This is a genomic window from Halovulum sp. GXIMD14793 (assembly GCF_054457435.1).
In genome coordinates this window covers 15,342-39,958 of record NZ_JBTLNE010000034.1, presented here as the reverse complement: position 1 = coordinate 39,958, position 24,617 = coordinate 15,342, and the positions used below count along the sequence as shown (strand labels likewise).

The 24,617-nt window shown below is 59.7% G+C and carries 22 protein-coding genes; 7 read left to right on the top strand and 15 right to left on the bottom strand.

Annotated elements, in window-relative coordinates; genetic code table 11:
* Positions 1-386: 386 nt before the first annotated feature.
* Positions 387-1,073: a response regulator transcription factor gene (locus ACW9UQ_RS11260; RefSeq protein WP_458931114.1), complete on the bottom strand. Its 687-nt coding sequence runs from the start codon at positions 1,071-1,073 to the stop codon at positions 387-389.
* 337 nt (positions 1,074-1,410) lie between these two features.
* Here ACW9UQ_RS11260 and ACW9UQ_RS11255 point away from each other — a divergent pair, with 337 nt between their 5' ends.
* Positions 1,411-1,911, top strand: coding sequence for a L,D-transpeptidase family protein (locus ACW9UQ_RS11255; protein ID WP_458931113.1), 501 nt, complete (start codon positions 1,411-1,413; stop codon positions 1,909-1,911).
* A gap of 38 nt (positions 1,912-1,949) precedes the next feature.
* On the opposite strand, the gene ACW9UQ_RS11250 is transcribed toward ACW9UQ_RS11255, so the two are convergent.
* From ACW9UQ_RS11250 to ACW9UQ_RS11220, 7 genes are all read right to left on the bottom strand, one after another.
* A complete protein-coding gene (locus tag ACW9UQ_RS11250) occupies positions 1,950-2,816 on the bottom strand; it encodes an endonuclease/exonuclease/phosphatase family protein (RefSeq protein ID WP_458931112.1) in 867 nt (288 codons plus the stop codon).
* Positions 2,813-3,526, bottom strand: coding sequence for a glycerophosphodiester phosphodiesterase (locus ACW9UQ_RS11245; RefSeq protein WP_458931111.1), 714 nt, complete (start codon positions 3,524-3,526; stop codon positions 2,813-2,815). Before ACW9UQ_RS11245 ends, ACW9UQ_RS11250 begins: the two co-directional genes overlap by 4 nt.
* Positions 3,523-4,554 (bottom strand): endonuclease/exonuclease/phosphatase family protein, encoded by a 1,032-nt coding sequence (locus ACW9UQ_RS11240; protein ID WP_458931110.1) that lies wholly within the window; start codon positions 4,552-4,554, stop codon positions 3,523-3,525. Before ACW9UQ_RS11240 ends, ACW9UQ_RS11245 begins: the two co-directional genes overlap by 4 nt.
* Positions 4,547-5,608: an ABC transporter ATP-binding protein gene (locus tag ACW9UQ_RS11235; RefSeq protein WP_458931109.1), complete on the bottom strand. Its 1,062-nt coding sequence runs from the start codon at positions 5,606-5,608 to the stop codon at positions 4,547-4,549. The genes ACW9UQ_RS11240 and ACW9UQ_RS11235 overlap by 8 nt, the downstream gene beginning before the upstream one ends.
* Before the next feature lie 3 nt (positions 5,609-5,611).
* Positions 5,612-6,664, bottom strand: a complete 1,053-nt coding sequence (locus ACW9UQ_RS11230) for a carbohydrate ABC transporter permease (RefSeq protein WP_458931108.1) — start codon at positions 6,662-6,664, stop codon at positions 5,612-5,614.
* On the bottom strand, positions 6,661-7,608 hold the full coding sequence (locus ACW9UQ_RS11225; RefSeq protein ID WP_458931107.1) for a carbohydrate ABC transporter permease: 948 nt from the start codon (positions 7,606-7,608) through the stop codon (positions 6,661-6,663). The genes ACW9UQ_RS11230 and ACW9UQ_RS11225 overlap by 4 nt, the downstream gene beginning before the upstream one ends.
* 66 nt (positions 7,609-7,674) lie before the next feature.
* Complete coding sequence (locus ACW9UQ_RS11220; RefSeq protein ID WP_458931106.1) at positions 7,675-9,024, bottom strand: ABC transporter substrate-binding protein; 1,350 nt, start codon at positions 9,022-9,024, stop codon at positions 7,675-7,677.
* Positions 9,025-9,215: 191 nt separating this feature from the next.
* Between ACW9UQ_RS11220 and ACW9UQ_RS11215 the strand changes: the two genes are divergently transcribed.
* The 5 genes from ACW9UQ_RS11215 to phnE (ACW9UQ_RS11195) all read left to right on the top strand — a co-directional run bounded on the left by ACW9UQ_RS11215 (position 9,216) and on the right by phnE (ACW9UQ_RS11195) (position 14,314).
* Positions 9,216-10,139: a PHP domain-containing protein gene (locus ACW9UQ_RS11215; protein ID WP_458931105.1), complete on the top strand. Its 924-nt coding sequence runs from the start codon at positions 9,216-9,218 to the stop codon at positions 10,137-10,139.
* A gap of 148 nt (positions 10,140-10,287) precedes the next feature.
* Entirely contained in the window at positions 10,288-11,109 is an 822-nt protein-coding gene (phnC, locus tag ACW9UQ_RS11210; protein ID WP_458931104.1) for a phosphonate ABC transporter ATP-binding protein, read from the top strand.
* Between the two features lie 51 nt (positions 11,110-11,160).
* The gene (gene phnD / locus ACW9UQ_RS11205) at positions 11,161-12,072 is read left to right on the top strand and encodes a phosphonate ABC transporter substrate-binding protein (RefSeq protein ID WP_458931103.1); all 912 of its coding nucleotides are present in this window, start codon (positions 11,161-11,163) and stop codon (positions 12,070-12,072) included.
* A gap of 59 nt (positions 12,073-12,131) precedes the next feature.
* Positions 12,132-12,986, top strand: coding sequence for a phosphonate ABC transporter, permease protein PhnE (gene phnE, locus ACW9UQ_RS11200; RefSeq protein ID WP_458931102.1), 855 nt, complete (start codon positions 12,132-12,134; stop codon positions 12,984-12,986).
* Positions 12,983-14,314 carry a phosphonate ABC transporter, permease protein PhnE gene (gene phnE / locus ACW9UQ_RS11195; RefSeq protein ID WP_458931101.1) on the top strand — a complete coding sequence of 444 codons (1,332 nt, stop codon included), beginning with the start codon at positions 12,983-12,985 and terminating at the stop codon, positions 14,312-14,314. The genes phnE (ACW9UQ_RS11200) and phnE (ACW9UQ_RS11195) overlap by 4 nt, the downstream gene beginning before the upstream one ends.
* Before the next feature lie 164 nt (positions 14,315-14,478).
* Here the strand turns inward: phnE (ACW9UQ_RS11195) and ACW9UQ_RS11190 are convergent, their stop codons facing one another.
* From ACW9UQ_RS11190 to fabA, 7 genes are all read right to left on the bottom strand, one after another.
* The gene (locus tag ACW9UQ_RS11190; protein WP_458931100.1) at positions 14,479-15,645 is read right to left on the bottom strand and encodes an acetate/propionate family kinase; all 1,167 of its coding nucleotides are present in this window, start codon (positions 15,643-15,645) and stop codon (positions 14,479-14,481) included.
* Positions 15,642-17,030, bottom strand: a complete 1,389-nt coding sequence (locus tag ACW9UQ_RS11185) for a bifunctional enoyl-CoA hydratase/phosphate acetyltransferase (protein ID WP_458931099.1) — start codon at positions 17,028-17,030, stop codon at positions 15,642-15,644. Before ACW9UQ_RS11185 ends, ACW9UQ_RS11190 begins: the two co-directional genes overlap by 4 nt.
* On the bottom strand, positions 17,027-19,558 hold the full coding sequence (locus tag ACW9UQ_RS11180; protein WP_458931098.1) for a DUF3141 domain-containing protein: 2,532 nt from the start codon (positions 19,556-19,558) through the stop codon (positions 17,027-17,029). The genes ACW9UQ_RS11185 and ACW9UQ_RS11180 overlap by 4 nt, the downstream gene beginning before the upstream one ends.
* 11 nt (positions 19,559-19,569) lie before the next feature.
* Positions 19,570-20,334, bottom strand: a complete 765-nt coding sequence (gene fabI, locus ACW9UQ_RS11175) for an enoyl-ACP reductase FabI (RefSeq protein WP_458931097.1) — start codon at positions 20,332-20,334, stop codon at positions 19,570-19,572.
* A 128-nt stretch (positions 20,335-20,462) separates the two neighbouring features.
* The gene (locus tag ACW9UQ_RS11170) at positions 20,463-21,251 is read right to left on the bottom strand and encodes an enoyl-ACP reductase FabI (RefSeq protein WP_458931096.1); all 789 of its coding nucleotides are present in this window, start codon (positions 21,249-21,251) and stop codon (positions 20,463-20,465) included.
* A 4-nt stretch (positions 21,252-21,255) separates the two neighbouring features.
* Positions 21,256-22,482 carry a beta-ketoacyl-ACP synthase I gene (gene fabB, locus ACW9UQ_RS11165; RefSeq protein WP_458931095.1) on the bottom strand — a complete coding sequence of 409 codons (1,227 nt, stop codon included), beginning with the start codon at positions 22,480-22,482 and terminating at the stop codon, positions 21,256-21,258.
* Positions 22,483-22,495: 13 nt separating this feature from the next.
* Entirely contained in the window at positions 22,496-23,002 is a 507-nt protein-coding gene (gene fabA / locus ACW9UQ_RS11160; RefSeq protein ID WP_458931094.1) for a bifunctional 3-hydroxydecanoyl-ACP dehydratase/trans-2-decenoyl-ACP isomerase, read from the bottom strand.
* Between the two features lie 173 nt (positions 23,003-23,175).
* Between fabA and ACW9UQ_RS11155 the strand changes: the two genes are divergently transcribed.
* A complete protein-coding gene (locus ACW9UQ_RS11155; RefSeq protein WP_458931093.1) occupies positions 23,176-24,612 on the top strand; it encodes a mannose-1-phosphate guanylyltransferase/mannose-6-phosphate isomerase in 1,437 nt (478 codons plus the stop codon).
* Positions 24,613-24,617 lie beyond the last annotated feature (5 nt).

The following is a 24,617-nucleotide window of genomic DNA, read 5'->3' as shown; positions in this document are numbered from 1 at the left end:
ACGCTCCCGAATATCCAGTGATAGCGATTTGCCCATGTTCCACCTCCAAATATAGTGAATCACAAAATCCGCATCGTGGGAATCCCACCGATTCAGATTTCAAGGACGGCGCTCTAGCCCAATAACGCTTTCATCAAGATAGCCCAGCCACCGTTCTTGTCGCAAAGCTAAGCTAAAGCGTCTCGCGAAATACCTTAAACATCACGCATCATCAAACGCGTTGAAATCTTTGATTTCAGGCAGCGTTAGATGATTCAGGTTTTTCGCGTGACGCTCTGGTGCCAGTCATTGCGAAAGCCGGTGCAATAAAAAAAGACCCGGGCGATGCCCGGGCCAAGTCCAACAGGGAGGTTGCGCGCCTTGACCCCGGCACGCGAGGGAACCATTCAGGAAGCGAGGCGATAGCCGCCGCTTTCTGTAACCAACAGACGTGCGTTCGATGGGTCCGGTTCAATCTTTTGCCGCAGCCGGTAGATATGGGTTTCCAGCGTGTGGGTGGTTACCCCGGCATTATATCCCCAGACCTCATGCAGCAGCGTATCGCGGGCCACCACACCGCTTTCGGCGCGGTAGAGGTATTTAAGGATGTTGGTTTCTTTCTCGGTCAAACGGATTTTCTGATCATCTTCAGTCACCAGCATTTTGGCGGCGGGTTTGAACGAATAGGGTCCGATATTGAAGACCGCGTCCTCAGACTGTTCATGCTGGCGCAGTTGTGCGCGGATACGAGCCAGCAACACGGGGAATTTGAACGGTTTCGAAACGTAATCATTCGCACCAGCATCCAGACCCAGAATGGTATCGGCATCGGTGTTATGGCCGGTCAGCATCAGCACCGGGCACTTCACGCCCTGTTTGCGCATCAGACGGCACAGCTCGCGCCCATCCATATCGGGCAGGCCGACATCAAGGATCACCAGATCGTAATGGCCTTCCTTGGCCCGCTCCAGCCCGCGGGCACCGTTGTCAGCCTCGAACACGTCGAATTCCTCGGTCAGCACCAGCTGATCTGCCAGGGCTTCGCGCAGGTCTTCGTCATCATCGACCATCAGGATTTTTTTCAGATTGCTCATCTGTGTGACCTCATCATGCGTGTTGCGGGCCAAAATGCTGCGAATTGACACGCGGGTCCAGCGGGGTTGGTAATCTTTCACAGCGACGTGTCGCTGCGTTGCAGTTTGTTTCAATTTGACCGGTCCGGCAGGACAGACTTGAAACGGAGTGAAAGAATTTCTCACAGAAAGGTCAGCGATCTTTGCGTATTCTTACAAGCGCTGTGTTCGGACCGATCCGCGAATCGGCGCAGATGTCGGGAAAACGTGGCTGAGGTGACTGGCAGTGGACGGTGAAACCAAGCCTAACAAAATCCATCTGGCCATCAGACCCAAATCCTGACCAGATAGCCGGACCATGAAACGCATCAATCCTTCCATCAACGACCTGACGATCACCCGTTGGGGAGCCTTGTTCCAAGGGCGGCGGTTTTGTTGTGCTGTCGGGCGCAATGGCATTGGCGAGAAACGCGGCGAAGGCGACATGATCACCCCGCGCGGCAGCTTTCGCCTGACTGAGGTTTATGCCCGCCCGGACCGAGTTCGCCTGCCCGGGGCGCAGCCCATCGGGTTGCGGCAGGCCTGGTGTGATGATCCTTCTGACCCGCGCTATAACCATCTGATCCTGGCTGATGGCCCGGGCGAGGAAAAACTGCGGCGGGCGGACCGGCTGTATGATGTGATTGGGGTGATCGACTACAATATGGGTCCCGTTGTCGCGGGAAAGGGCAGTGCGATCTTTTTGCATGCGTGGCGCAAGCCACGGCACCCGACAGCGGGCTGTGTGGCCTTTGCCTTACCAGACCTGATCTGGATCCTCAGTCGCTGGGAGGGTGGGATGGTAAGGATTGTTGGCTAAGACCCTGCCGCTTGCGGGCACTTAACCAGTGCGCTCCCTTATCCCGCCCCCATCTCCACCCAGACTGGCCAGTGATCTGACCCTTTGGCCTGATCGTCCACCCAGACCTTGCGCACCTTGTCGGCTAGATCGGCGGAGACAAAGCAATGGTCGATGCGGGTTTGCGCCTCCGGGTGGGTAGAGCCGTCTTCTTCGGCGTGGCCCGCCTCAACCCAGGCATCGACCAAACCGCGCCGACTGGTCAGGCGGCCATAGCTCTGCGACCGAGGGCCGATCAGGGTGTCGTATTCCTCGGACAAAGGTGGGAAATTCATATCACCCATCAGGATATGCGCCTCTGGCATCGGTGGTTCATCCTCTTCCAGCCAGCCAGAACTGGGGTCGGGATGACCACCGCACCAGGCACCGCCTTCCTCGGGCGCCGCTTTCAGGATGTCCTTGATCCGTTCGATCTGTGGCAAGCGGGTCGCGGGGCATAGATGGCTAAGGTGGACGGAATAGACCCGGATCGGGCCCAGCGGCGTTGCGATCACCGCCTCAAGAATGCCCTGCTGGATCGAATGGTTGCGCCTGTCGCCCCATTTCGGCAGGGGGAAGTTGCGGCTGGACAGGATCGGCCAGCGGCTAAGGATCATGGTGCCGAACTGCTTGCGGCGATGGTGCAGACGTCCGTCTTCCTTGAACGTGGCGTCGATATCCAGATTTGCGCCGAAGACATAGTGATGATGCCGCAGATGGTCGGCCAGAACCGCCGGGCTGTCGACCATGCCAGAGCGTTTCCAGTGCCGGTCTACCTCCTGCAGGGCGACGATATCGGCCTCGGCCACCTCGGCGGCGATGCGCGCAAGATCATAGCGCCCGTCCGATCCCAGACCGTATTGAATATTGTAACTGACAAGTTTCATGCCTGTCCCTCCAGCACGGACAATGCGATATCCAGATGATCGTGGTTGATGTAATCGACGCCTGCATCAGCAATGCGCCGAAACACAGCCCGGTCGCGGCCCTCGTAATACACCATGACCTGCATGCCCGCCTCGCGCGCGGCCTCAATGACGCCGGGGCGCATTTCGGCCGGGGTCAGTTCGACTAGGGACGCACCATAGACCGAGGCCGCGACCGAGACGTTACGCGCAATCGACAGGGTGATCATGTGGCGCATATCGGGGGCGGCACGGCGCATCCCCTCGCGCATCTCCGGCTTGAAGGAAAAGGTAAAGCTGGCCTCCGACATGCCTGCCTCGCGGATTATGGCGGTGGCACGATCGGGGTTGCACCACTTGACCTCCACATAGGCACCGGCGTTGCGGGATTTCAGGACGTCGAGATAAGCATCAAGGCGCGGGATCCGCTCGCCCTCAAACTCGGGGGCGAACCAGCGGCCCGCATCCAGCGCATCAACCTCGGCGGCGGTCATCAATTCAATCGCACCGCTGCCATCTGTGGTGCGGTCAACCGTCCGGTCATGCAGCACATATAGGCCGCCATCTGCGGTTTCGCGGACATCCAGTTCGATCACATGCGCGCCCTTGTCCAACGCTGCCCGGGCAGCGGCAAAGGTGTTTTCAGGGGCTTGCAACGAGGCCCCCCGGTGACAGACGAGGTGCGGTTTCATGGCGCGATCCTTGCGATGATCAATTCGTGGTCGGACAGGTAGTCGCCCCTTGGTGAAACCGCGGCGATGACACGTGCATCGCTTGCGGACACAGATCGGGTAAACATCCAGTCGAGGGATTTCAGCGGATAGCTGACAGGCCGGCCGGGGGCTGCGCGGGTTGTCGGCCAGCCGGTATTGGCGGTTTGCCATCCGAACCCGGCCTTGGCAAAGCGGGCAAAGCATGGTTCTGCCCCTTCAGGCGTTGCAAGAACTGCAGCCCGGTCCAGCCCCGCCTCTGCCAAAGCCTTGGTGTTCAGATCACCGCCAATGACAGCGGCATCTTCGTCATAGGTCTTATCAAGCGCTTTTAGCAGGCGCTTTGTCTGCTCCGCCCGCCCGTCAGCATCGCTTTGGCTTTCGAAATGAACCGAGGCAAGGGTGACCTTGCCGCCGGCAGTCTTGACCTGCGCGGCAATCGCCATCCGTCCGCCGATGCGCAGCTGCCCGTCATCTTTGGGCGCGCCGACAAACCAGGTGCCACCATCCTCAACCGGCAGCATAGCCGGGTCTTTCAGGGGATAGCGGGACAGGATCGCATTGCCATGCAGGCCGTGCTGGTTCGGGGTATCGGCGAAAAGGCCGGTTTCATAGGCGTCACCCGTTCCCAGCTCAACAAACTCTGTCCCGAAGACGTAGCCAAAGCCCAGCAGCCTGGCCAGATCGCGGGTGGTGTGGCGCTGGTCCGAGCGGGCCATGCCGTGATCCATCTCGGTCGCCAGCACGATATCGGCCCCGCTGGCGCGGATCAGATCGGCGCTGTCCTCAACCCGTTTGCAGCGCTCCATATTCCAGGCCGCGATTGTCAGGGTTGTGGGCGGCGGCAGTTTGGCGGCGGGCGGGCAAGCCTCGATCGTGTTCAGGCAGGGCCAGGCGGCGCGCAGTTCATCATTCACATCCTGATCACCGCTGAGTGCGATAGCAGCATCACGTGATGCTTCGTCAGGCGGGATCATCTCATCGGTTGTTTCGCGAATAATATCAGGCATGGGCGGCCTCCATCAGCCGTGCAGTGGCATCGGTCCGGTGGCCCTTGGCATCAAACACCAGTGCTTCGGATGGATCGAATGACAGGTGCAGCCGGTCCCCATGGGCATGGCGGGGCTGCGCGGTCGGCTCCAGAAAGCGCAAGAAACCAAAAGCCGTGTCGACGCCATACAGCGTCTCGCGCCCCATCGCCTCGACCTGCGTGATGGTTGCTGGCAGCCCGGTTTCACCGGCATGCAGCATCTCGGGCCGGATGCCGAAGGTGACCTCTCCGTCGGTATCAATAGCGATGGCCTGCCCGTCTGCCTGCATCCGCCCGTTCTGCACTGTCCCCTGCACCATGTTCATGGGCGGGGAACCGATAAAACTGCCCACAAACAGGGTGTCGGGCCGCTGATACAGATCCTCTGCCGTTCCCAGTTGCTCGACCTTGCCATCGCGCATGCAGACCACGCGGTCGGCCATGGTTGTCGCCTCAAGCTGGTCATGGGTCACAAGGATCGTGGTCACGCCAAGTTCGCGGGTGATCCGCCGGATTTCAGCGCGCATGGTCAGGCGCAAGGTGGCATCAAGGTTCGAAAGCGGCTCATCCAGCAGCAAAAGGTTGGGTCGTTTGACCAAGGCCCGGGCCAACGCGACGCGTTGTTGCTGACCACCGGACAGCTGGCTTGGCTTGCGGTCCAACAGCGCCCCGACCTGTACCAGATCGGCCATCTCGCGCGCGCGGTTCTCGGCATCCGGGACCTTCTGAAAGCGCATCGGGAACATGATGTTCCCAAGAACCGACATATTCGGATAAAGCGCGTAGGACTGGAACACGATGCCGATATTGCGGTCGCGCGCCTCCACCTCATTCACGGTGGCATCATCGAACAGGATCTCGCCGCCGGTCGGTTTATAGACCCCGGCCAGCATGAACAGCGTGGTGGATTTGCCGCAGCCCGAAGGGCCGAGGATGGCGACAAATTCCCTATCCTCGATCCGCAGATCAATGCCATCGACGGCGACCTCTTCGCCCCATGCCTTGGACAGGTTCTTCAGCTCAACACGCGCCATGGATCAGCCTTTCACCCCGCCCACTGTCATCTGGGTCAGGTATTTCTGTGCAAACAGGTAAAGGATCAGCGAGGGCAGAACATAAAGCACGGACACAGCCGCAACGAGGCCGTAATCCACGCCCATCACGTCCTCTCGCACATAGTAAAGATAGGTCGACATCACCCAGTAGGAGTTGCCAGTGCTCAGCCCGGTGACAAAGACGTATTCTTCCCAGCCCTTGATAAAGGCAAAGACCCCAACCGCGATCATGCCCATGCGCACCTGCGGCAGTACCACCAGCCGGAACGCCTGCTGCCGGGTTGCGCCATCAGCCATGGCGGACATTTCGATATCCCAGGGGACGGCATCGAAAAAGCCTTTCATGATGAAGATGAAAAATGGCAGTTCCAGCGCGGTCAGCACAAGGATTGGCGCAACCAGAGAGTTCAGCAGCCCGACCCAGTAGACAATCAGGAAAATCGGAATGACCAGCGTGATGGCGGGAAAGGCCTGCAACACAAGCAGCCCTTGCAGAAACGCCGCCCGTCCCTTGAAGGCAAAGCGCGACAGGTAATAGCCAGCAAGGGTCGAGACCGTTACGACGATCACCATCTGCGTTGTCGCCAACAGCAACGAATTGAAAAACGCCGTCCAGACCCAGGGGTACTGACCGCCTGCGGTTGCTTGGCCCTTGGTATCCTCGATCACGTTCGGATTGACCATGAAGCGAAAGTTCCGCAGATGCAGATCGTCGCCCAGCACCATCCAGATTAACCCGACGATCAGCGCCACCGCACCCAGCCCGGCCCAAAGCCGCCACCGCGCCGGGATGACTTGCCGGATCACGACAATCACAAGGATCACCGGCACCAGAATGGCCAGCGCTTTCCAAAGCGTATCACTGTTTGCATCGCCGGTCTTGGCCGTAAAGGCGATCATCACCATCCAGAAATAGGGCAGTACAATCGGGATCGAGACAGCGGCCAGAAACAGCGTCACTACCGCCAGCCCAATCCGCCGCCGCGCAACCTCGCGCGTCGCCAGCCGGGTCCAGTCTGTGGCCGTATCCGTCATCGCATCACATCAATCCGGGGCTCCTGCAGGAGCGATTTCATATTGGTCAGCCGCCAGGCCACCAGGGCGACAATGATCCCGACAACGATCAGGATCAGCGCAATCGCCGCGCCATAGGCATAGGCCCCGCCGCCGATCTGTGGGGCAAGTGTCTTGGTGTAGGACAGCATAGCCATAGTCATGGTCGACCTTGCAGGGCCCATGATCAGGAAGATGTATTCAAACGACACCAGCAGGGCGAGCGACTGGTAGATCGTGATATAGGACAGCGGCCAGCGCAACGCGGGCATGATCACATGCCGCACAATCGACAGCGGCCCGGCCCCGTCTGCCTTTGCGGCATGAAACAGATGCTCGGGGATCGAGCGGATCGCGCTGGTAAAGATAATCATTCCCAGCGACGCCCCGATCAGCCCGTTTGCCACGACGATCACGGCCATGGGGTGATCCAGTTTCAGGTTGATCGGATCCATCCCCAGCCAGAGCAGCACCTGATTGAACAACCCGCGCTCCGAACTGTCGATGACCCACAGCCAGAGCAGTGCGTAAACGACCGAGGGGCTCATCCGTGGCAGCAGCCAGATCGCGCGGAACACCGCACCCATCCGTGGCGGCACAGCCGTTGTCATCAATGCCAGCAGCAGGGCGAGGCCGACATTGAACAGCGCGAGGGTGAAAAAGACGAAGATGCCGGTCAGCGCCAGCGCCTTGAAAAACGATGACCTGAGCGAAATGCCCAGCAGCGCTTCGTCATCGAATTTTCCCAGCTTGTTGAACTGCCGCGTGGTTGGGAAATCCTCAAACCGCACCGTCTGGTTCATGTCCGAGAAGGCGACAAGGATATTCACCACGATCGGCGCGACAAAAAACACAAGCAAAAGCGCGATCGCCGGTCCCAGAAACAGGATCGGATCGATATTTATGCGGTGCGCTGAGCGGTTCATTGGGGGCAAGCCACCGCCCCGGTGCGCGGTTCAGCACACCGGGGCGGGTCCATTTTGTATGAAAGATCAGTCGGTGATGATCACGTCATCGCCAAGCTCGACCTCAAGCTCTTCGATGACCATTTCGGCCGCTTCTTCCGGGGTCATTTCGCCGGTTTCAACCGCCTGAACACCGGTATAGGTGATAGCGTTATACTGGCCGATCTTGGCGTGGTTCGGCATGAACTCCGCATATTTCAGCATCGGCGTGCCAGCAATCAGCGCCCAGCCCTTTTCCTGAAACTCAGGCATGGCGGTCTGGCCGTAATTGATCGGCGTGTGGTTAGTGCCGACGGCGTGGGCCGTGTTGGGCACATGCTGGCTGGCCATGGCGACCAGCAGGGCGGCCAGATCCTTATGCTCGGTATCGCCAACGATATAGACAATCGGGTGCGACAGGTTCTTCGGCTCGCCGCCCTTTTCCCCAGCCGGAGCATTGATCCATGTCAGCTTTTTGAAATAGTCGTCTTTGCCTTCCAGGCCAAAGGCCTCAAGCTGTGCGCCGACGTTCCAGATGCCGTGGAACTTGCCCAAAGCCTCGCCCGAGCGGAAGGCAGCGTGGGTCGAATCCCAGCTCCAGGTGGTCATGTCGGCAGGCAGAGAGCCGTTATCGACGCAGTGCTTCAGCCAGGTGTAGTATTCGGTCAGACCGGATTTGGTGATCTGCAGCTTGGCTTCGTCGTCATTGTAGATGTCGATGCCAAAGCTCGCCATGGCCATCTGGAAATCCGGGCCAACATTCGGGCGGTGGACCCAGCCGTATTTGGCGGCACCGCTTTCGACGGCTTCGGCGGCCAGATCGCACCAGTCATACATGGTGAACTCACCGGTGTTTACCTTTTCCGGCAGGCTGGCGATAAAGGCCTCATCCTTGCCCATGGCACGCAGAATGTCGTTGTTCGCAAAGAACATACGGACCTCGGAATCCTGGGGGATGCCGTAGCGTTCGCCCTTATATTTCACCGAGTTCCAAAGCGCCGGGATCATGTCGGCATACATTGCTTCGTTGGCTGCAATGTGATCTTCTAGATTGGCGGCAAGCCCTGCCTCAACAAAAGAGCCGATCCATTCATGCGCCGCGACCACGATGTCAGGCGTTTCCCCAACCGAATGCGCTTTCAACAGCTCAAGCGCGTCGGCGTCAAAGCCTTTGGCGTTGGTTTCGATCAGATTGATTGAGACCCTTGTGTCGGAGCCAGCGGCCTCGAAATACCGGTTCAGCTGATCAGCGGTGCTGACGATGTTCCCTGCTCGCAGGGGGCCGGAGCGGTCGGCGCGCGACCACAGGTCGAGAATGACTTCTTCGGCCAGAACGGGTTGAGCGGCGGCGGCACCAAGCGCGACAACACCGGCGGCAAGAGAATGGCGGATTTTCATCAGGAGGCCTCTTTAGCTGGATACGATACCCGGCGGACCCTCTGGAAGAATTGAATCCGTATGATGACAGCTGCATGAAGCTTCGCTGAAGTTTGCAGCAGTTAAAAACCAGCGTTTTGCCACATCAACTGTCACAAATCCGTTGCCGGTGGACCTTAAGGGCTTAGTGCAAATCAAGCCGGAGCTTTCCCATGATCCCGTCCGCATTTTCCGCCCCCGGTCAGTTCTATCGCGGAAACCTGCATACACATTCGAATAAATCCGATGGCGCCCTAGAGCCAGAGGAAGTGTGCCGCCGCTATAAGGCTGAGGGGTACGACTTTATCGCCCTGACAGACCACTTTGTCGGTCGCTATGACTATCCGATCACAGATACACAGCTATTCCGCGATGATCGCTTCACCACAATTCTGGGCGCAGAACTGCATTCCGGCGCGATGGAAAATGGGGAGTTGTGGCACATTCTGGCCGTCGGGTTGCCGCCGGATTTTGCGCCGTCGAATACGCCTGAGTTTTATCCCGTCGATGATCAGGAAAGCGGTCCGGCGCTGGCTGCGCGGGCGCGGGATGCCGGGGCGTTTGTCGCGGTTGCGCATCCGCATTGGTCCGGCCTGACGTTGGAGGATGCGCGCAGCATTGACGCGGCCCATGCGGTTGAGATCTACAACCATACCTGTGCCGTAAACTGTGACCGCGCCGATGGCGGGCATATTCTTGACCTGCTGCTGTCCGAGGGGCGGAACCTATGCGCCATCGCCACGGATGACGCGCATTTCCATGCCGCTGACCATTTCGGTGGCTGGGTGATGGTTAAGGTGGAAGAGAATGCGCCGGATGCCCTTCTGGCCGCGCTGAAGCGGGGGGATTTCTATGCCTCGCAGGGGCCGGACCTGCATCATATCGAAATCACGGATGAAGCGGTGATCGTCGAAAGCTCTGCGGTTTGTTCGGTGATGCTGCAGGGGCATGGAACGGCCTCTAGCGTCGTTCATGGCGTGGCGATGACAAGAACCGAAGTGCCGTTAGGTAAGACTGAGGGGTCACCCTGGCTCAGGGTCACCGTGGTTGACGCTGCCAGGCGGCGAGCCTGGTCGAACCCGGTCATGCAGGGTTAGGCCGATGACGTACATCGCCTTGCTATCGTATCCGCACGCGGCTGCTCCTGTCATCAAAGCGTTACATATTCGACGCAATAATTTCGCAAAACCTCAGACGTTCCGTCACACAGCGCCCCTAAACGCCCTCTGAACTCATGAGGATTTAATGCAGTTTGACATCGTCAGCGTAAGCAAGATTTTCGGCAACAAAGCCGCGGTCGACAACATTTCACTTTCACTCGGCGATGCCGGGTTTGTTGGTATAATCGGACGGTCCGGTGCAGGCAAATCCACGCTTTTGCGGATGATCAACCGGCTGTCGGATGCCAGCTCGGGGCAGATGAATGTCGACGGGACAGATATCCTGGCCCTGAAAGGTGCTGCGAAACGCCAATGGCAAAACCAATGTGCCATGGTGTTTCAGCAGTTCAACCTTGTGCCGCGCATGGATGTGGCGTCGAACGTATTGCATGGCTTGCTGGGCCGCCGGTCCACCATGACAACCATGTTCAACCTCTGGTCCGAGGCGGATATCACCCGCGCGTTTGAAATTCTCGACCGGCTTGGCGTGGCCGAGCAGGCCGCCAAACGGGCCGAGGCGCTGTCCGGTGGCCAGCAGCAACGTGTGGCGATTGCCCGGGCGCTGATGCAGGATCCCAAGATCATTCTGGCCGATGAACCCATTGCCTCGCTCGACCCGATGAATGCCCAGATCGTCATGGACACGCTGAAGCGTATCCAGACCGAAGACGGCCGAATGGTGATCGCCAACCTGCACACACTGGATACTGCCCGTCGCTATTGCGACCGGGTGATCGGTATGCGCGATGGTGTGGTCGTATTTGACGGCACGCCTGATCAACTGACCGCCGGGGCCGCCCGCGACATCTATGGGGCTGATGACAGCTTTAGCGAGGCCGCAACCTCGACCGAGCTGTCCTCGCTTGAACCCGAAGAAGAATACGAAGTGGCCCTGGCGGGCGACTGAGTAGCCATGGGGCGATGCCACCGTGGCAGGCCCCCTAACTTGGAGACGAACATGAACAAACTGCTCGCAATTCTGGCCGCGACCACCGTATTTGCCGGTGCCGCTGCCGCCCAGGACATCACTGGCTTTAACATCGGCATCCTTGGCGGTGAAAACGCTCAGGACCGCATGAACTCGAACGAGTGCCTGCGCAAATACACCGAGGAAGAGCTGGGTGTGCCCGTTAAACTGTTCGCCCCGGCTGACTATGACGGCGTGATCCAGGGCCTGCTGGGCGGCACCATCGACATGGCATGGCTGGGCGCGTCCGGTTATGCCAAAATCTACCTGACCGATGCAGACGCGGTTGAGCCTGTGCTGGTGAAGGCGAACCTGGATGGGTCCTACACCTACCATTCCATCGGTTTTGCCCGCAAAGATCGCAACATCAACTCGCTGGAAGACATGGCTGGCAAGTCCTTCGGTTTCGGTGACCCGAACTCCACCTCCGGCTACCTGATCCCGTCGGTTGAGATCCCGCAGCTGACCGGCAAGACCATGGAAAGCGGCGACTATTTCGGGGAAGTCAAATTCACCGGCGGTCACGAGCAAACCATCGTTGCAGTCAACAACGGCGACATCGACGGCGGTGTGACCTGGGCCGACGGCCAGGGTAACTGGGAAGACGGCTACAACTCGGGCGCGCTGCGCAAAGCGGTTGATGCCGGTCTGGTCGACATGAACGATCTGGTTGAAATCTGGCGCTCCAAGCCGATCCCTGAAGGTCCGATCGTTCTGCGCAAGGCCCTGCCGGAAGACGTTAAAGTCAAGATGACCGCCCTGATGGCCGGTCTGAAGGAAAAAGACGCCGATTGTGCATATGGCGTTGCTGCCGGTGACACCGCTGGCTTCCTGCCGATCACGCACGACTACTACGAGACCATCATCGAAGTCCGTCGTCAGAAGATCAAATCCGGCTCCTGATCCAACCAATGGCCGGGGGCAATCTGCCTGCCCCCGGCCCCTTACCGAACTGACCTCCTATGACCCTAGCCACATCACCGGATACGGCAGTTTACCTGTCAATGGTCCGCCGCAAGCGCCTCTATGGCGGTATCCTTCTGGCGCTTTTCATCGTGTTGATGATCGGCGGCTTTCAGGTTGCCAATGACCGCAATGCCGGTGGTTTTTTTCAGGGCCTGCATCGGATCTTTGACTTCCCTGCCGAGATCTTTTCCGAGGCATTCACGAATTGGCGAAATCTGCCGGGTCTGTTCATAGAATTCCTACCATCGCTGATCGAGACACTGAACATTGCAGCGGTCTCGACCCTGTTCGGCACATTACTGGCGATGGTGCTGTCCTTTCTATCGACCCGTGGTCTGGCGCTGTGGCCCAGGTTGATCCCGGTGTTTCGCCGGACGATGGACATCATGCGCGCCGTCCCAGAGATTGTGATCGCCCTTGTGCTGATCTTTCTGCTTGGCGCCGGGCCGGTGCCCGCGATGATCGCCATCGCTTTTCACACCACAGGCGCACTGGGCAAACTGTTTTCCGAAGCGGCCGAGAATGCGGATATCAAGCCTGTCGAGGGCCTCGCCTCCACCGGTGCCAACTGGGTGCAGCGGATGTGGTTCGGCGTGTTCCCGCAGGTTGCGCCCAACTGGTCAAGCTACGCATTGCTGCGGTTCGAGATCAATATCCGCGCCTCCGCCATTTTGGGTTTTGTCGGCTCCGGCGGGATTGGCTATGACCTTAAGACGGCGCTGCAATGGGGGCAGGGCAAGTATGATCAGGTCGTTGCGATCTTTGCCCTGTTGCTGCTGACCATCATCATCGTCGACCATTTCTCGTCCGTTGCCCGGGCGCGGCTGGTGAAAGGAAACATGCAGCAATGAGCATGGCAGAATCCGACACATCGCAACTTCAGGCTGCGCTGACGCGGTCCTTTGCGCGGCGCAAATGGGTATCGCTGGCGGTGCCCGGTTTTGTCCTTTTGTATCTGGTCTATATCTTCTTCGCCTTTGATGTGGCGGGGCTGGCGTCACGCGCGCGCCCTGATAATGCGGCGGTCCTGCTGGGTGATTTCTGGTCCTACAAGACCCATATCACCCGCAACAACCGCTCGGGCGACGTGCTGGCCTCGATTGAGGGGGAGCGCAAAGCCGAATATCCCGATGGCACGGGCCCGGAATGGGTCGAGATGGGGACAGAAACCCGGATTGATCTGCAAGGCGATGCCGAGGTGCGGTATCTTGCGGATGGCTCGGCCCTGCTGACCATCCCGGATTTTGGGGTGATGACTGTGGCACTGGATGGCCGCAAGATCGTCGCGACCCTGCCGGATGGGAAAGAGGTGCCGGAATGGATGAACCTGGCAAGTAACCGAATCAGTATCAACAAAGGTGGCTGGCGGTTCTCTATGACCCCGGCCAAGACCGAGACTTTCCGCTATCAGTTCGGGTGGGAGCTGTTCTTTTTCACCCTCGACAGCCCGTTCTATGGAAAATCCTTCCTTGAACTGGCTGGGATGGCCTTTAGCGGTGATCGTGTTGATCCTGAGCGGTCGAATATTGCCGCCATGGCCGGGGATTTCTGGACCAACAAGATGTGGCGGCATTCCGAAGTGGCCTGGGCCATGGGCGAAACGGTGCTGATGGCGTTTCTTGGCACGATGGGTGCCGGGCTGATTGCGCTGCCGCTTGCGTTTTTTGCCGCCTCGAACTTTGCGCCGGCGCGCACGCTGCGCTTTGGTCTGCGGCGGCTATTTGACCTGTTCCGCGGGGTTGATGGGCTGATCTGGACCGTCATCCTGTCCCGCGCGTTTGGGCCCGGTCCGCTGACCGGATCACTGGCCATTCTGATGACCGATACCGGCACCTTCGGCAAAACCTTCTCGGAAGCGCTGGAGAATATCGACGACAAACAGGTCGAGGGCGTGCAATCCACCGGTGCCAACGCACCGCAACGCATGCGCTTTGGTGTTATCCCGCAGGTCGCGCCAGTGATCCTGTCGCAGCTGCTGTACTATCTGGAATCCAACACCCGCTCTGCCACGGTGATCGGGGCGTTGGTGGGCGGTGGTATTGGCCTTATGCTGGTTCAGGCGATCAACACGCAGAAGGACTGGGAAGAGGTATCGTATTACATGCTGCTGACGGTTCTGACTGTGATGCTGATGGATACCCTGTCCGGCTGGCTGCGTCGCCGCATCATCAAGGGCTGAAGCTATAGCGTCTCGCGAAATACTTGAGACATCAGGCATCATCTAACGCGTTGAAATCTCTGATTTCAGGCAGCGTTAGATGATTCAGGTTTTTCGCATGACGCTTTAGCGCAATAAAACGGCACGCCGCGCTGTCGGTGGGCCGTAAATGGGCCGGGAACATGTCAGATCAGGTTCACGGTTGCCCTTGCGATGACCCGTTCCTCATCGGTCGGGATGACCATGACCCTGACCGGTGCGTCCGCAGTCGATATAACGACCGCATTCTGCGCATTCGCCTCTGCATCGCAGGTGATCCCCATCCAGGCCATCGGGGCGCAGACCTCTTGCCGGATGCGGGCTGAGTTTTCGCCAATGCCGCCGCAGAAGACCAGCGCATCAAGGCCCTCAAGGGCCGCGGCCATTGCACCAAGTTCGCGCCGGATGCGGAAGGTAAAATAGGCGATGGCCTGTTTGGCCTCCGGCGTCGCAGAGGCTTCCAATTCGCGCATGTCATTGGACAGGCCCGAAAGGCCCAGCAGACCGGAGCGTTTGTAAAGCAGGTCGGAAATGGCGTCTGCATCCAACCCTTCCTCGGTTATCAGGTAAAGCACCACGCCGGGGTCAAGCTGTCCGCAGCGTGTTCCCATCGGCAGCCCGTCCAGCGCCGAAAACCCCATGGTCGAAGCGACAGAGGCCCCATCACGCATCGCGCAGATCGATGCCCCGTTGCCCAGATGGGCGACCACGACCCGGCCTTCGGCGAGCGCCGGATCACGCCGGGCCAACTCGCCGCTGATATAGTCATAGCTTAGCCCGTGAAACCCATAGCGGCGCACGCCCTTCTCATAGTAGCTGCGGGGCAGGGCGAAGGTATCGTTCACGAACGGATGGCTGCGGTGGAAAGCCGTGTCAAAACAGGCAACCTGCGGCACGCCGGGAAAGGCATCCATCGCGGCGCGGATACCGGCCAGATTATGCGGCTGATGCAAAGGGGCAAAGGGGGATAGGCGGTCCAGATCTGCAAGGATATCATCCGTCAGGACAACCGGTGCGTCATAAACCGCGCCGCCATGGACAACGCGGTGGCCGATTGCCTGGAACTCCAGCCTGGGAAACGCCGCCTGCAGGCTGGCCAAAAGGGTTCGCAACGCTTCCGCATGAGTGTTCAGCGCGCCGCCCGCAGCCTCGATCCCCTGCCCATCGGCCCGTTTCAGGCGCAGCGCCCCGTCGGGACCGATCCGGTCGGCCTGGCCACTGGCCAGCAGGGTCGGCTCATCTGCCGTGATCGCGTAGACAGCTGCTTTCAACGAGGACGACCCGGCATTCAGCGTCAGGATCGCGCCGGTCATACCTCGATCCCGGTTTGCCGCGCGTGGTGAATCGCCGCAACAGCGCAGGAGGCCAGCCGCGATTTCTTGCTATCGGAGCGGGAGTTGAGAACAACCGGTACCTTGGCGCCCAGCACCAGCCCCGCCCCCTCGGCATGGCTGACAAAGGACAGCTGCTTGGCCAGCATGTTGCCCGCATCAATGCCCGGCACCACCAGAATATTGGCCCGCCCGGCAACCTGCCCGCCAAGCCCCTTGGTCTTAGCGGCAGAACGATCAATGGCGTTGTCCATCGCCAGCGGACCATCCACCAGCCCGCCCTTGATCTGACCGCGATCCGCCATCTTTGACAGCGCGGCAGCATCGATAGAGGACTGGATCGAGGGGGTCACCGTTTCGACCGCAGACAGGATTCCGACGCGCGGTTCCATATCCAGCGACAGGGCCAGATCAATAGCGTTCTGGATGATATCCGCCTTTGTCATCAGGTCCGGGGCGATGTTGATCGCGGCATCGGTGACCATCACCGGGGCCGCCTGTCCGGGCACGTCCATCACAAACACATGGGTGAAACGCCGCCCGATCCGCAGACCTTTGGCCTTGTCCAGCATGGGGACCAGCAGATCATCGGTATGCAGATGACCCTTCATCAAAGCCGCTGCGCGTCCTTCATGCACCAGATCGCAGGCTTTGGCGGCGGCCAGCTTGTCGCCGCCCGGCACGTTGACCAGCTCAAATTCCGAGATATCCAACCCGGCCTCGTCGGCCGCCGCGCGGATACCCTCGGCCCGCCCGACAAGGATCGGCACGATCAGGCTTTCCCGGGCGGCCAGCAGCGCGCCGCCAAGGGATTTGGGGTCATCCGGGGCCACCACCGCAGTGGGCAGGGGTGGCAGCGGGCGCGCGCGGTCCAGAAGCGCATCAAAATGGCGATGGCGCTGCACGACAAGGCCCGGCACCTCAATATCGCTGCGATCAAAATGGGCGGTCGGGGCTGTTACTTCGGCCTGCCCGGACAGGACCAGCGTGTCGTCGGTCTTGCGCCGGACCTCCGTCGACAGGCGCACACCGCCGTCATCCAGCTTTTCCAGCACCTCGACACGGCAGATCAGATCTTCGCCGGCAAGGACCCGGCCATGAAACTCAAGGCTCTGACGACGATAAAGTGTGCCAGGCCCCGGCAAGCGCGTGCCCAGAACCGCCGATATCAACGAGGCGACAAACATCCCCGGCGCGACGTTTTCCACCGCCCCATCGCCATCCCCGTCCTCATGCGGCAGGTGCATCGGATTAAAATTCCCCGACGCCGTGGCAAAGATGCAAAGATCATCCAGCGTGACCAGCCGGTCCAGTTCGGCCACGTCGCCGGGCTGCAGTTCATCAAAGGTGCGGTTCACCAGTTTCATGTCGCATCATTCGCTTGCGGTTTGCGTCCGGACCGTGCGGCGCCATTGGCGCGGCAGCGCGGTGTTGGCTTTTTAGCGGCCTCTGTCGCGGATGGCACGTCCGGGGGCAAGGTATCAGCGGCTTTGGCAGGGACCGTCGCTGCGGCCAAAGGGTCCTCGGTCACATCTTCGGCAACCGGCGGCAGGCCCAACACGTTATGAAACCGTTGCAGCAGCGCCTGCGTCTCGGGTGACATCTCTGCCACCGGGCCGGGCACATAGCGGACCACCCGCGCGGCCAGCGCGCGTTCTTCCGGGTCAGGCAGCAGATCAGGCAGGGTGTCGATGGCACGCTCCGGTTCGTAGGTCGCGATCAGGGTCTGATTGTGGATGATCATAGCGCGCCGATCCGCCCCAAGCGAGCGGAACGGCTCATCCTGCGTCAGAACCCGGCTGGCCCGTTCCAGACGATCACGCCGCACATTGCCGCGATTGTCGGCCAGCAGCACCAGCATGCGGATCACCGCCTCGACAAACCCGCCGCGTCCGATGCTGTATAGCGCTTGTGCCACTTCGGGTAGGGCGCGCAGCTCATCGGCGTTTTTCAGGGTGCGGCGGGCCTCGTGACTGCGCCCGAAATGGCGCATCCATGGGGTCATCCAGCTGCTGTAGAAGGTCATCTCGGTCAGCATGTCGCGGGTGTCGCGCCAGAAATCGATGGCCTGTTCCACCGATTGCACCCACAGCGCCTCCGCCGCCAGAAACGGATTGTCAGGTTCGGCCCGGGTCCGGTTTTCGGTCACGGTCTTCGCCGCCGCCTCTAGCGGCTTCATAAGCGGATTGCGCGAGGCCATAAGCGCCCGCGTCAGACGCTGAGGATGCAGGGCGCGCGACATCTCGGCCCCGGTTTCGGTGACCATGCTCTGAACCGCGGGCCGCAGTAGCGTATCATAAAGCTGTGCCTGCACCTCCGAGGCGCGGGCGACGGCGGCAAAGGCCTGCTCATCCTCGAACCCGTCATCCAGCGCGCGAATGTCGTCAAAACCGCGCTCGGCAAAGCCAACGGTAAAGTGCTTGTGCCCGTCCCTTTCGTCCACCTCCTCGATGGTCATTTCGTAAAGGCCCGGCGCGAGCGCCTCGATGGTTTTCAGGGTCGAGGCGACCTCTGAATGTTCCTTTTTGGCGATCTTTGAGGACACAAATATCCCCAGATGCCCAACTTCTTCATGCACCATATAGATGATGCGCTGACCCCGGATGCGGATTTCATTCACATCGGCATAGGTCTCGGTGATCCAGTTCAGCGCCTGCTGGGGTGGGGTGATGTTGTCGCCATGGCTGGCAAAAACGATGATCGGGGCGCGGATCGCTTTCAGGTCGATGGGACGGCCGGGTTCAAGCCGCGCTTCGTTCTTGACCAGCCGGTTGCCGACGAAAAGCTGTTCGACGATCCAACGGATTTCCGCCTCGTTCAGCAGAAAGAACCCGCCCCACCAGCGTTCGAATTCCAAAAACCGGTCGGCGGCGGTGTCGGCGTCCCGGAACAGATCGGTATATTTGCGGAACAGCGTGCGACCGGGGTTCAACATCTCGAAATTCTGCACCAGATGCGCGCCGTCAAAGATGCCGCCGCCGATATCGGACAGCGCCATGGGTATCCAGGTGCCGCCCGTCACACCGGCATTGTAGCGCATTGGATTTTCACCCACCTCGCCCGACCATGGCGCGACCGGGGCGCCATTGATCACGACCGGACCGGCCAGATCAGGATTGGTCGCCGCCAGCAGCAGTGTGGCCCAACCGCCCTGACAGTTGCCGGTGATCACCGGCATGGCGGCATCGGGGTGGCGGCGCATCACCTCGCGCACAAAGGCGGCTTCGGACCGTGTGACATAGGAAATATACTGCCCCGGCTCCGGTTCCCGCCGGAAGGCAACGAAATAGACCGGATGACCATCGCGCAGGGCAACGCCGACCTGACTGTCACGTTTGAAGCCGCCAATGCCCGGCCCGTGCCCGGCGCGCGGGTCGATGATGATATAAGGGCGTTTCCAGTCCAGCACCTTCACCCCTTTGGGCGGGATGATGCGTAGCAACATATAGTTCGACGGATAAGGCAGATCAGCCCCGTCCATGACGGTCTCATAGTCATAGGCCAGCACCGGGGGACAGCCAGCGGCCTCATGCTCAAGAAACATGTCGCCGCGCTGGCGCAGGATATCAAGGGTCAGCACCATGCGTTCTGCGGCATCCTGCAGATAGCTGCTCCATTGCTTTGGCAGGCTGCGATCGGTGCGCGCGTCTGCCAGATCGCTTGTCAGGGCCGCCAGATCGGCCAGCCCCTGCTTTGCGCGTACCGAATGGGTCTCAAGAATGCGCTGGCCGTGGCGACCAAAGGCCGTGGCAAGGATATCGCCGGTTGTCCCCATCGCAGCGAATTCATCCGACCTCTGCGCAAGCGCCGCCTGAAACTTGGTCATCGTATCGCTTTCGCCGCTCGTCACCCGGGGCTGCTGCGTCAGGTCGAAAATATCATAGAGATTTGCCATATCAGGCCTCCTCAGGCGGTGATTGAAAAGCCGCCGTCAATGTCATGAACGCCGCCAGTCATGTTTCTGGCCTCACGCGAGGCCAGGAAAGCGGCCATCGCGCCGACATCCTCGATGGTCGCCAAGGTATGGGTGGGCGCGCGCTTTGTTGCGGTGGCCAGCAACTCATCGAAATGGTCAATGCCGGAGGCGGCACGCGTTGCCATGGGTCCGGGCGACAGGGCATGCACGCTGATGCCCTTTTCGCCCAGTTCCGCGGCGGCATAACGAACGGCACTTTCCAATGCCGCCTTGACCGGACCCATCATGTTGTAATGCCGGACCATGCGCGACGCGCCGAAGAACGACACAGACAGGCAGGTGCCGCCCCGAGGCATCAACGGTTCGGCCAGCCGGATCATGCGCAGGAAAGAATGTACCGAGATATCCATTGCCAGACCAAAACCATCGGCGGAACAGTCAATGACCCGGCCATGCAGATCATCCTTTGGTGCAAAGGCGATGGAGTGCAGGACTGTGTCCAGCCGCCCCCAACGGGTGGTGATCTCGTCAAATACCGCCTCCAGCTGGCCCGGTTTTGCGACATCCAACGGCATCACTATGTCCGCGCCAAGCTGCTCAGCCAGGGGCCGGACATAGGGTTCTGCCTTGTCGTTCAGATAGGTAATCGCCAGATCGGCCCCCATCGCATGAAAGGCCTTGGCGCACCCCCAGGCGATGGAATGATCGTTGGCGATACCCACAATCAGGGCTTTCTGTCCCTGCAGCGAAAACATCAGCGGCTCCCTAGAATGCTGCAGGGATAAGACGCGCCTTATTGAACAGAGATGTGACGGTTTCGCGAATATTTGCCCTGCAGGGGTGCGGCATGGCTTCGCAGTCAAAGACTAACGCGAAGACGGCCCTACAGGTTATCGACCTGCGGCATGCCGACCGCGTGGTAGCCGCCATCGACGAACAGGCATTCACCGGTGGTACAGGCCCCGAGGTTCGAAAGCAGATAAAGCGCGGTGCCGCCAACCGCCTCTAGCGTGCCGTTGGTGCGCAGTGGCGCGTTTTCTTCGCAATGGCGGAACATGCGGCGCGCGCCGCCGATGGCCGCACCAGCCAAGGTCCGCATCGGCCCTGCTGAAATCGCGTTAACCCGAATATGGTCCGGCCCCAGATCATTGGCCAGATACCGGACCGAGCTTTCCAGCGCCGCCTTGGCCACACCCATTACGTTGTAATTAGGGGTCACCCGTTGCGCGCCGATATAGGATAGTGTGACGATGGATCCGCCGTCTTTCATCAAAGGGGCGGCGCGCCGGGTCAGATCGACCAGCGAATAGCACGAGATTTCCATCGACCGGCTGAAATTGCGCCGTGTGGTGTTTACGAACCGGCCGGTCAGTTCCTCTTTGTCGGAATAGGCAATGGCGTGCACCAGAAAGTCGATGCTACCCCATTCGCTTGCCAGACTTTCGAACAGACGATCCAGAGATCCCTCGTCCAGCACATCCGCAGGCAGAATGATTTGTGACCCGATGCCCTCAGCCAAGGGCAGCACGCGCTTTTCGAAATGCTCGCCCTGATAGGTGAAGGCCAGCTCTGCGCCATGTTCGGCCAGGGTTTTGGCAATGCCCCAGGCGATGGATTTCTCATTGGCCACGCCCATAATCAGGCCGCGTTTTCCCTGCATCAGCTGTGTCATCGGGTTAATCCTGATATTTCGACAGGGCCAAAGTGGCGTTTGTGCCACCAAAGCCGAAGGAGTTGCTCATCAACGTGTCATGCTCGACGTTATCCATACGTTGCATAACCACCTCCCCAGGGTTCAATTCCGGGTCCGGTTCGTCAATATGTGCCGAAGCGGCAACAAAGCTATTTTGCAGCATAAGGATGCAATAAATCGCCTCCTGCACACCGGTTGCGCCCAGTGAATGACCGGTCAGCGACTTGGTGGAGGATACGGGCGGCGTGTTGCCGGTGCCAAAGATATTGCGCAGTGCCACGATCTCGGGGATGTCCCCAACCGGGGTCGAGGTGCCGTGCGAATTCACGTAAGTGACCTTTCGTTCGCCAATCTGGCCGAGGGCCAGTCGCATCGAACGTTCGCCGCCTTCGCCCGAAGGTGCAACCATATCATACCCGTCCGAGGTGGCCGCATATCCGGTAACCTCGGCATAGATCTTCGCGCCGCGCGCCTTGGCGTGTTCCAGTTCTTCCAGCACCACGACACCGCCGCCGCCAGCAATAACGAAACCATCGCGGCTGGCATCATAGGCGCGGGATGCGACGGCAGGTGTGTCGTTGAATTTCGAACTCATCGCGCCCATGGCATCAAACAGGCAGGACAGGGTCCAATCCAGTTCTTCGCCGCCGCCTGCAAAGACGATGTCCTGTTTACCCATCTGGATCTGTTCGACCCCATTGCCGATACAATGGGCCGACGTCGAACAGGCAGAGGTGATGGAATAGTTTACACCCTTGATCTTGAATGGCGTCGCCAGACAAGCCGAATTGGTCGAGGACATGCCGCGGGTAACCATGAACGGCCCCATGCGCTTGGGCGAGCCTTTTTCAAGCACGATCTGATGCGCCTGAAACAGGTTCTTAGTCGATGGACCACCAGAGCCCATCACCAGCCCTGTGCGTTCGTTAGACACTTCATCATCTCTTAGCCCGCTATCGGCCACGGCTTGTTGCATCGCGATAAAATTATAGGCCGCACCATCGCCCATGAACCGCAGGTTGCGCTTGTCGATATGTGCGGCGAGGTCGATTTCCGGACGCCCATGTACCTGACTGCGAAACCCATGCTCTGCATAATCCGGGGCAAAGGAAATGCCTGAACGCCCCTCTTTCAGGGATTGGGTGACCTCTTCGGGTGAATTTCCGATGGATGAGACGATGCCCATCCCGGTGATCACGACACGACGCATCGCCTTGCCCTCCTTATTCCTGGAACAGCCCGACGCGCATATCTGTGACGGTATAGGCGATCTCTCCATCCGCCATGACTGTGCCGTTGGCGACACCCATCTTCAGCTTGCGGTCGATAACGCGGGTGAAATCGACATTGTATGTCAGCAGTTTGGTGTCTGGTGTGACCATCGCGGTCAGCTTTACCTCGCCCACACCCAGCGCGCGGCCTTTGCCCTGCATCCCGCGCCAGCCCAGATTGAAACCGGTCAGTTGCCACAGCCCGTCCAGACCCAGACAGCCGGGCATCACCGGGTCCCCCAGGAAATGGCATTCAAAAAACCACAGGTCGGGTTTGATTTCGAACTCTGCAACCACGTGGCCCTTGCCGTGTTCGCCGCCATCGTCCGAAATTTCGGTGATCCGGTCCATCATCAGCATTGGCGGTGCAGGCAGCTGAGGGTTGCCAGGGCCAAACATTTCGCCTCGGGCGCATTGCATCAGGCCGTCAAAGTCGATGCTGGTTGGGCGGTCGGTCATGTTCGGAAGGTCCCTGGTTCACGTATTCTTACAATTTCTTACAACCTCCCTAGCAGAGGGGGGATTGCAGGTGCAATAGCACTGACGCTTGTCATAAAGCTGGGCCGCAGGTATTTCGATTGCAAGGTTTCGGACAAGATTTCCGAACACAGTCAGGGGAGTTGGACGAAAAAATGCCCACAATAACGCCTGTTCTGCTGGCTGGCGGCTCTGGCACCCGGCTTTGGCCGCTATCGCGCAAAAGCTACCCCAAGCAATTTTCGCGCCTGTTGGGCGAAGAAACGCTGTTTCAAGCCTCCGCCCGGCGGCTTTCCGGGTCTGCGAATGGGCTGAATTTCGCCGCCCCCGTGGTGCTGACCAACGCCGATTTTCGATTTATCGTGACCGAACAGCTGACCGGTGCGGGCATCGATCCCGGTACCATCCTGATCGAGCCTGAGGGACGAAATACCGCACCCGCCGTTTTGGCGGCTGCTTTGCATGTCGCTGCAGATGACCTAGACGCCTTGCTTCTGGTGGCCCCGTCAGATCACGTGATCCCGGACAATGCGGCGTTCCATCAGGCGGTGTCACATGGTCTTGAAGCGGCAAAAGAGGGCAAGCTTGTCACCTTTGGTATTGCCCCGGATCGCCCGGAAACCGGCTATGGCTATCTGGAACTGGCGGCGGTGCCGGACGGGTCGGCCAGCGCGGTAGAACTGACCCGTTTTGTTGAAAAACCGGATGCCGAGACAGCCCAGAAGATGCTGCAAGCCGGTCATTTCCTGTGGAATGCCGGGATTTTCCTGTTTGCCGCCCGCGATGTCATCGCAGCCTTCGAAACCCATGCGCCGCAATTGATCGAACCCGTTCAAACCGCCCTGTCAGAGGCGAAGGTCGATCTTGGTTTTCTGCGCCTTGCCCCGGACCCCTGGTCCAAGGCCGAGGATATCTCAATTGACTACGCTGTGATGGAGCGCGCCGAAAATCTGGCGGTCGTGCCGTTTTCCGGCATGTGGTCCGATCTTGGCGGTTGGGATGCGGTCTGGCGAGAGAACGCGCCCGGCCCGGATGGGGTCGTAACGGCGGGCCCGGCAACGTCGATTGACTGCAAAGACACGTTGTTAAGGGCCGAAAGTAGCGGTCAGGAGTTGGTGGGCATCGGTCTGACCGACATTATTGCCATCGCCATGCCCGACGCGGTTCTGGTCGCAGATCGCAACCGCGCGCAGGACGTCAAGCTGGCGGTGACAGCGCTGAAAGAAAAGGGGTCTACCCAGGCCCAGCAGTTTCCCCGCGATCATCGCCCCTGGGGCTTTTTCGAAAGCCTGATCGTTGGCGACCGGTTCCAGGTGAAACGCATTGTGGTTCATCCCGGTGCCTCACTCAGCCTGCAAAGCCATTTCCACCGCTCCGAACACTGGATCGTTGTTGAAGGCACCGCCAAGGTCACCATTGATGACGAGGTCAAGCTGATCACGGAAAACCAATCAGTTTACATTCCCGTTGGCGCGGTTCACCGCATGGAAAACCCCGGCAAGGTCGATATGGTGCTGATAGAGGTCCAGACCGGGTCCTATGTCGGCGAGGATGACATTGTGCGCTACGAAGATATCTACGCGCGCGACTGAAACGG

Excerpts from the sequence above, each read along its gene's own strand:
- ACW9UQ_RS11225 (WP_458931107.1), bottom strand. The coding sequence starts at position 7,608 with ATGAACCGCTCAGCGCACCGCATAAATATCGATCCGATCCTGTTTCTG.
- ACW9UQ_RS11215 (WP_458931105.1), top strand. The coding sequence starts at position 9,216 with ATGATCCCGTCCGCATTTTCCGCCCCCGGTCAGTTCTATCGCGGAAAC.
- phnD (WP_458931103.1), top strand. The coding sequence starts at position 11,161 with ATGAACAAACTGCTCGCAATTCTGGCCGCGACCACCGTATTTGCCGGT.
- ACW9UQ_RS11170 (WP_458931096.1), bottom strand. The coding sequence starts at position 21,251 with ATGACACAGCTGATGCAGGGAAAACGCGGCCTGATTATGGGCGTGGCC.
- ACW9UQ_RS11245 (WP_458931111.1), bottom strand. The coding sequence starts at position 3,526 with ATGAAACCGCACCTCGTCTGTCACCGGGGGGCCTCGTTGCAAGCCCCT.
- ACW9UQ_RS11220 (WP_458931106.1), bottom strand. The coding sequence starts at position 9,024 with ATGAAAATCCGCCATTCTCTTGCCGCCGGTGTTGTCGCGCTTGGTGCC.
- ACW9UQ_RS11230 (WP_458931108.1), bottom strand. The coding sequence starts at position 6,664 with ATGACGGATACGGCCACAGACTGGACCCGGCTGGCGACGCGCGAGGTT.
- ACW9UQ_RS11260 (WP_458931114.1), bottom strand. The coding sequence starts at position 1,073 with ATGAGCAATCTGAAAAAAATCCTGATGGTCGATGATGACGAAGACCTG.
- fabB (WP_458931095.1), bottom strand. The coding sequence starts at position 22,482 with ATGCGTCGTGTCGTGATCACCGGGATGGGCATCGTCTCATCCATCGGA.
- ACW9UQ_RS11155 (WP_458931093.1), top strand. The coding sequence starts at position 23,176 with ATGCCCACAATAACGCCTGTTCTGCTGGCTGGCGGCTCTGGCACCCGG.
- ACW9UQ_RS11255 (WP_458931113.1), top strand. The coding sequence starts at position 1,411 with ATGAAACGCATCAATCCTTCCATCAACGACCTGACGATCACCCGTTGG.
- ACW9UQ_RS11190 (WP_458931100.1), bottom strand. The coding sequence starts at position 15,645 with ATGACCGGCGCGATCCTGACGCTGAATGCCGGGTCGTCCTCGTTGAAA.
- phnE (WP_458931102.1), top strand. The coding sequence starts at position 12,132 with ATGACCCTAGCCACATCACCGGATACGGCAGTTTACCTGTCAATGGTC.
- ACW9UQ_RS11250 (WP_458931112.1), bottom strand. The coding sequence starts at position 2,816 with ATGAAACTTGTCAGTTACAATATTCAATACGGTCTGGGATCGGACGGG.
- ACW9UQ_RS11235 (WP_458931109.1), bottom strand. The coding sequence starts at position 5,608 with ATGGCGCGTGTTGAGCTGAAGAACCTGTCCAAGGCATGGGGCGAAGAG.
- fabI (WP_458931097.1), bottom strand. The coding sequence starts at position 20,334 with ATGTTTTCGCTGCAGGGACAGAAAGCCCTGATTGTGGGTATCGCCAAC.
- ACW9UQ_RS11240 (WP_458931110.1), bottom strand. The coding sequence starts at position 4,554 with ATGCCTGATATTATTCGCGAAACAACCGATGAGATGATCCCGCCTGAC.
- fabA (WP_458931094.1), bottom strand. The coding sequence starts at position 23,002 with ATGACCGACCGCCCAACCAGCATCGACTTTGACGGCCTGATGCAATGC.
- phnE (WP_458931101.1), top strand. The coding sequence starts at position 12,983 with ATGAGCATGGCAGAATCCGACACATCGCAACTTCAGGCTGCGCTGACG.
- ACW9UQ_RS11185 (WP_458931099.1), bottom strand. The coding sequence starts at position 17,030 with ATGAAACTGGTGAACCGCACCTTTGATGAACTGCAGCCCGGCGACGTG.
- phnC (WP_458931104.1), top strand. The coding sequence starts at position 10,288 with ATGCAGTTTGACATCGTCAGCGTAAGCAAGATTTTCGGCAACAAAGCC.
- ACW9UQ_RS11180 (WP_458931098.1), bottom strand. The coding sequence starts at position 19,558 with ATGGCAAATCTCTATGATATTTTCGACCTGACGCAGCAGCCCCGGGTG.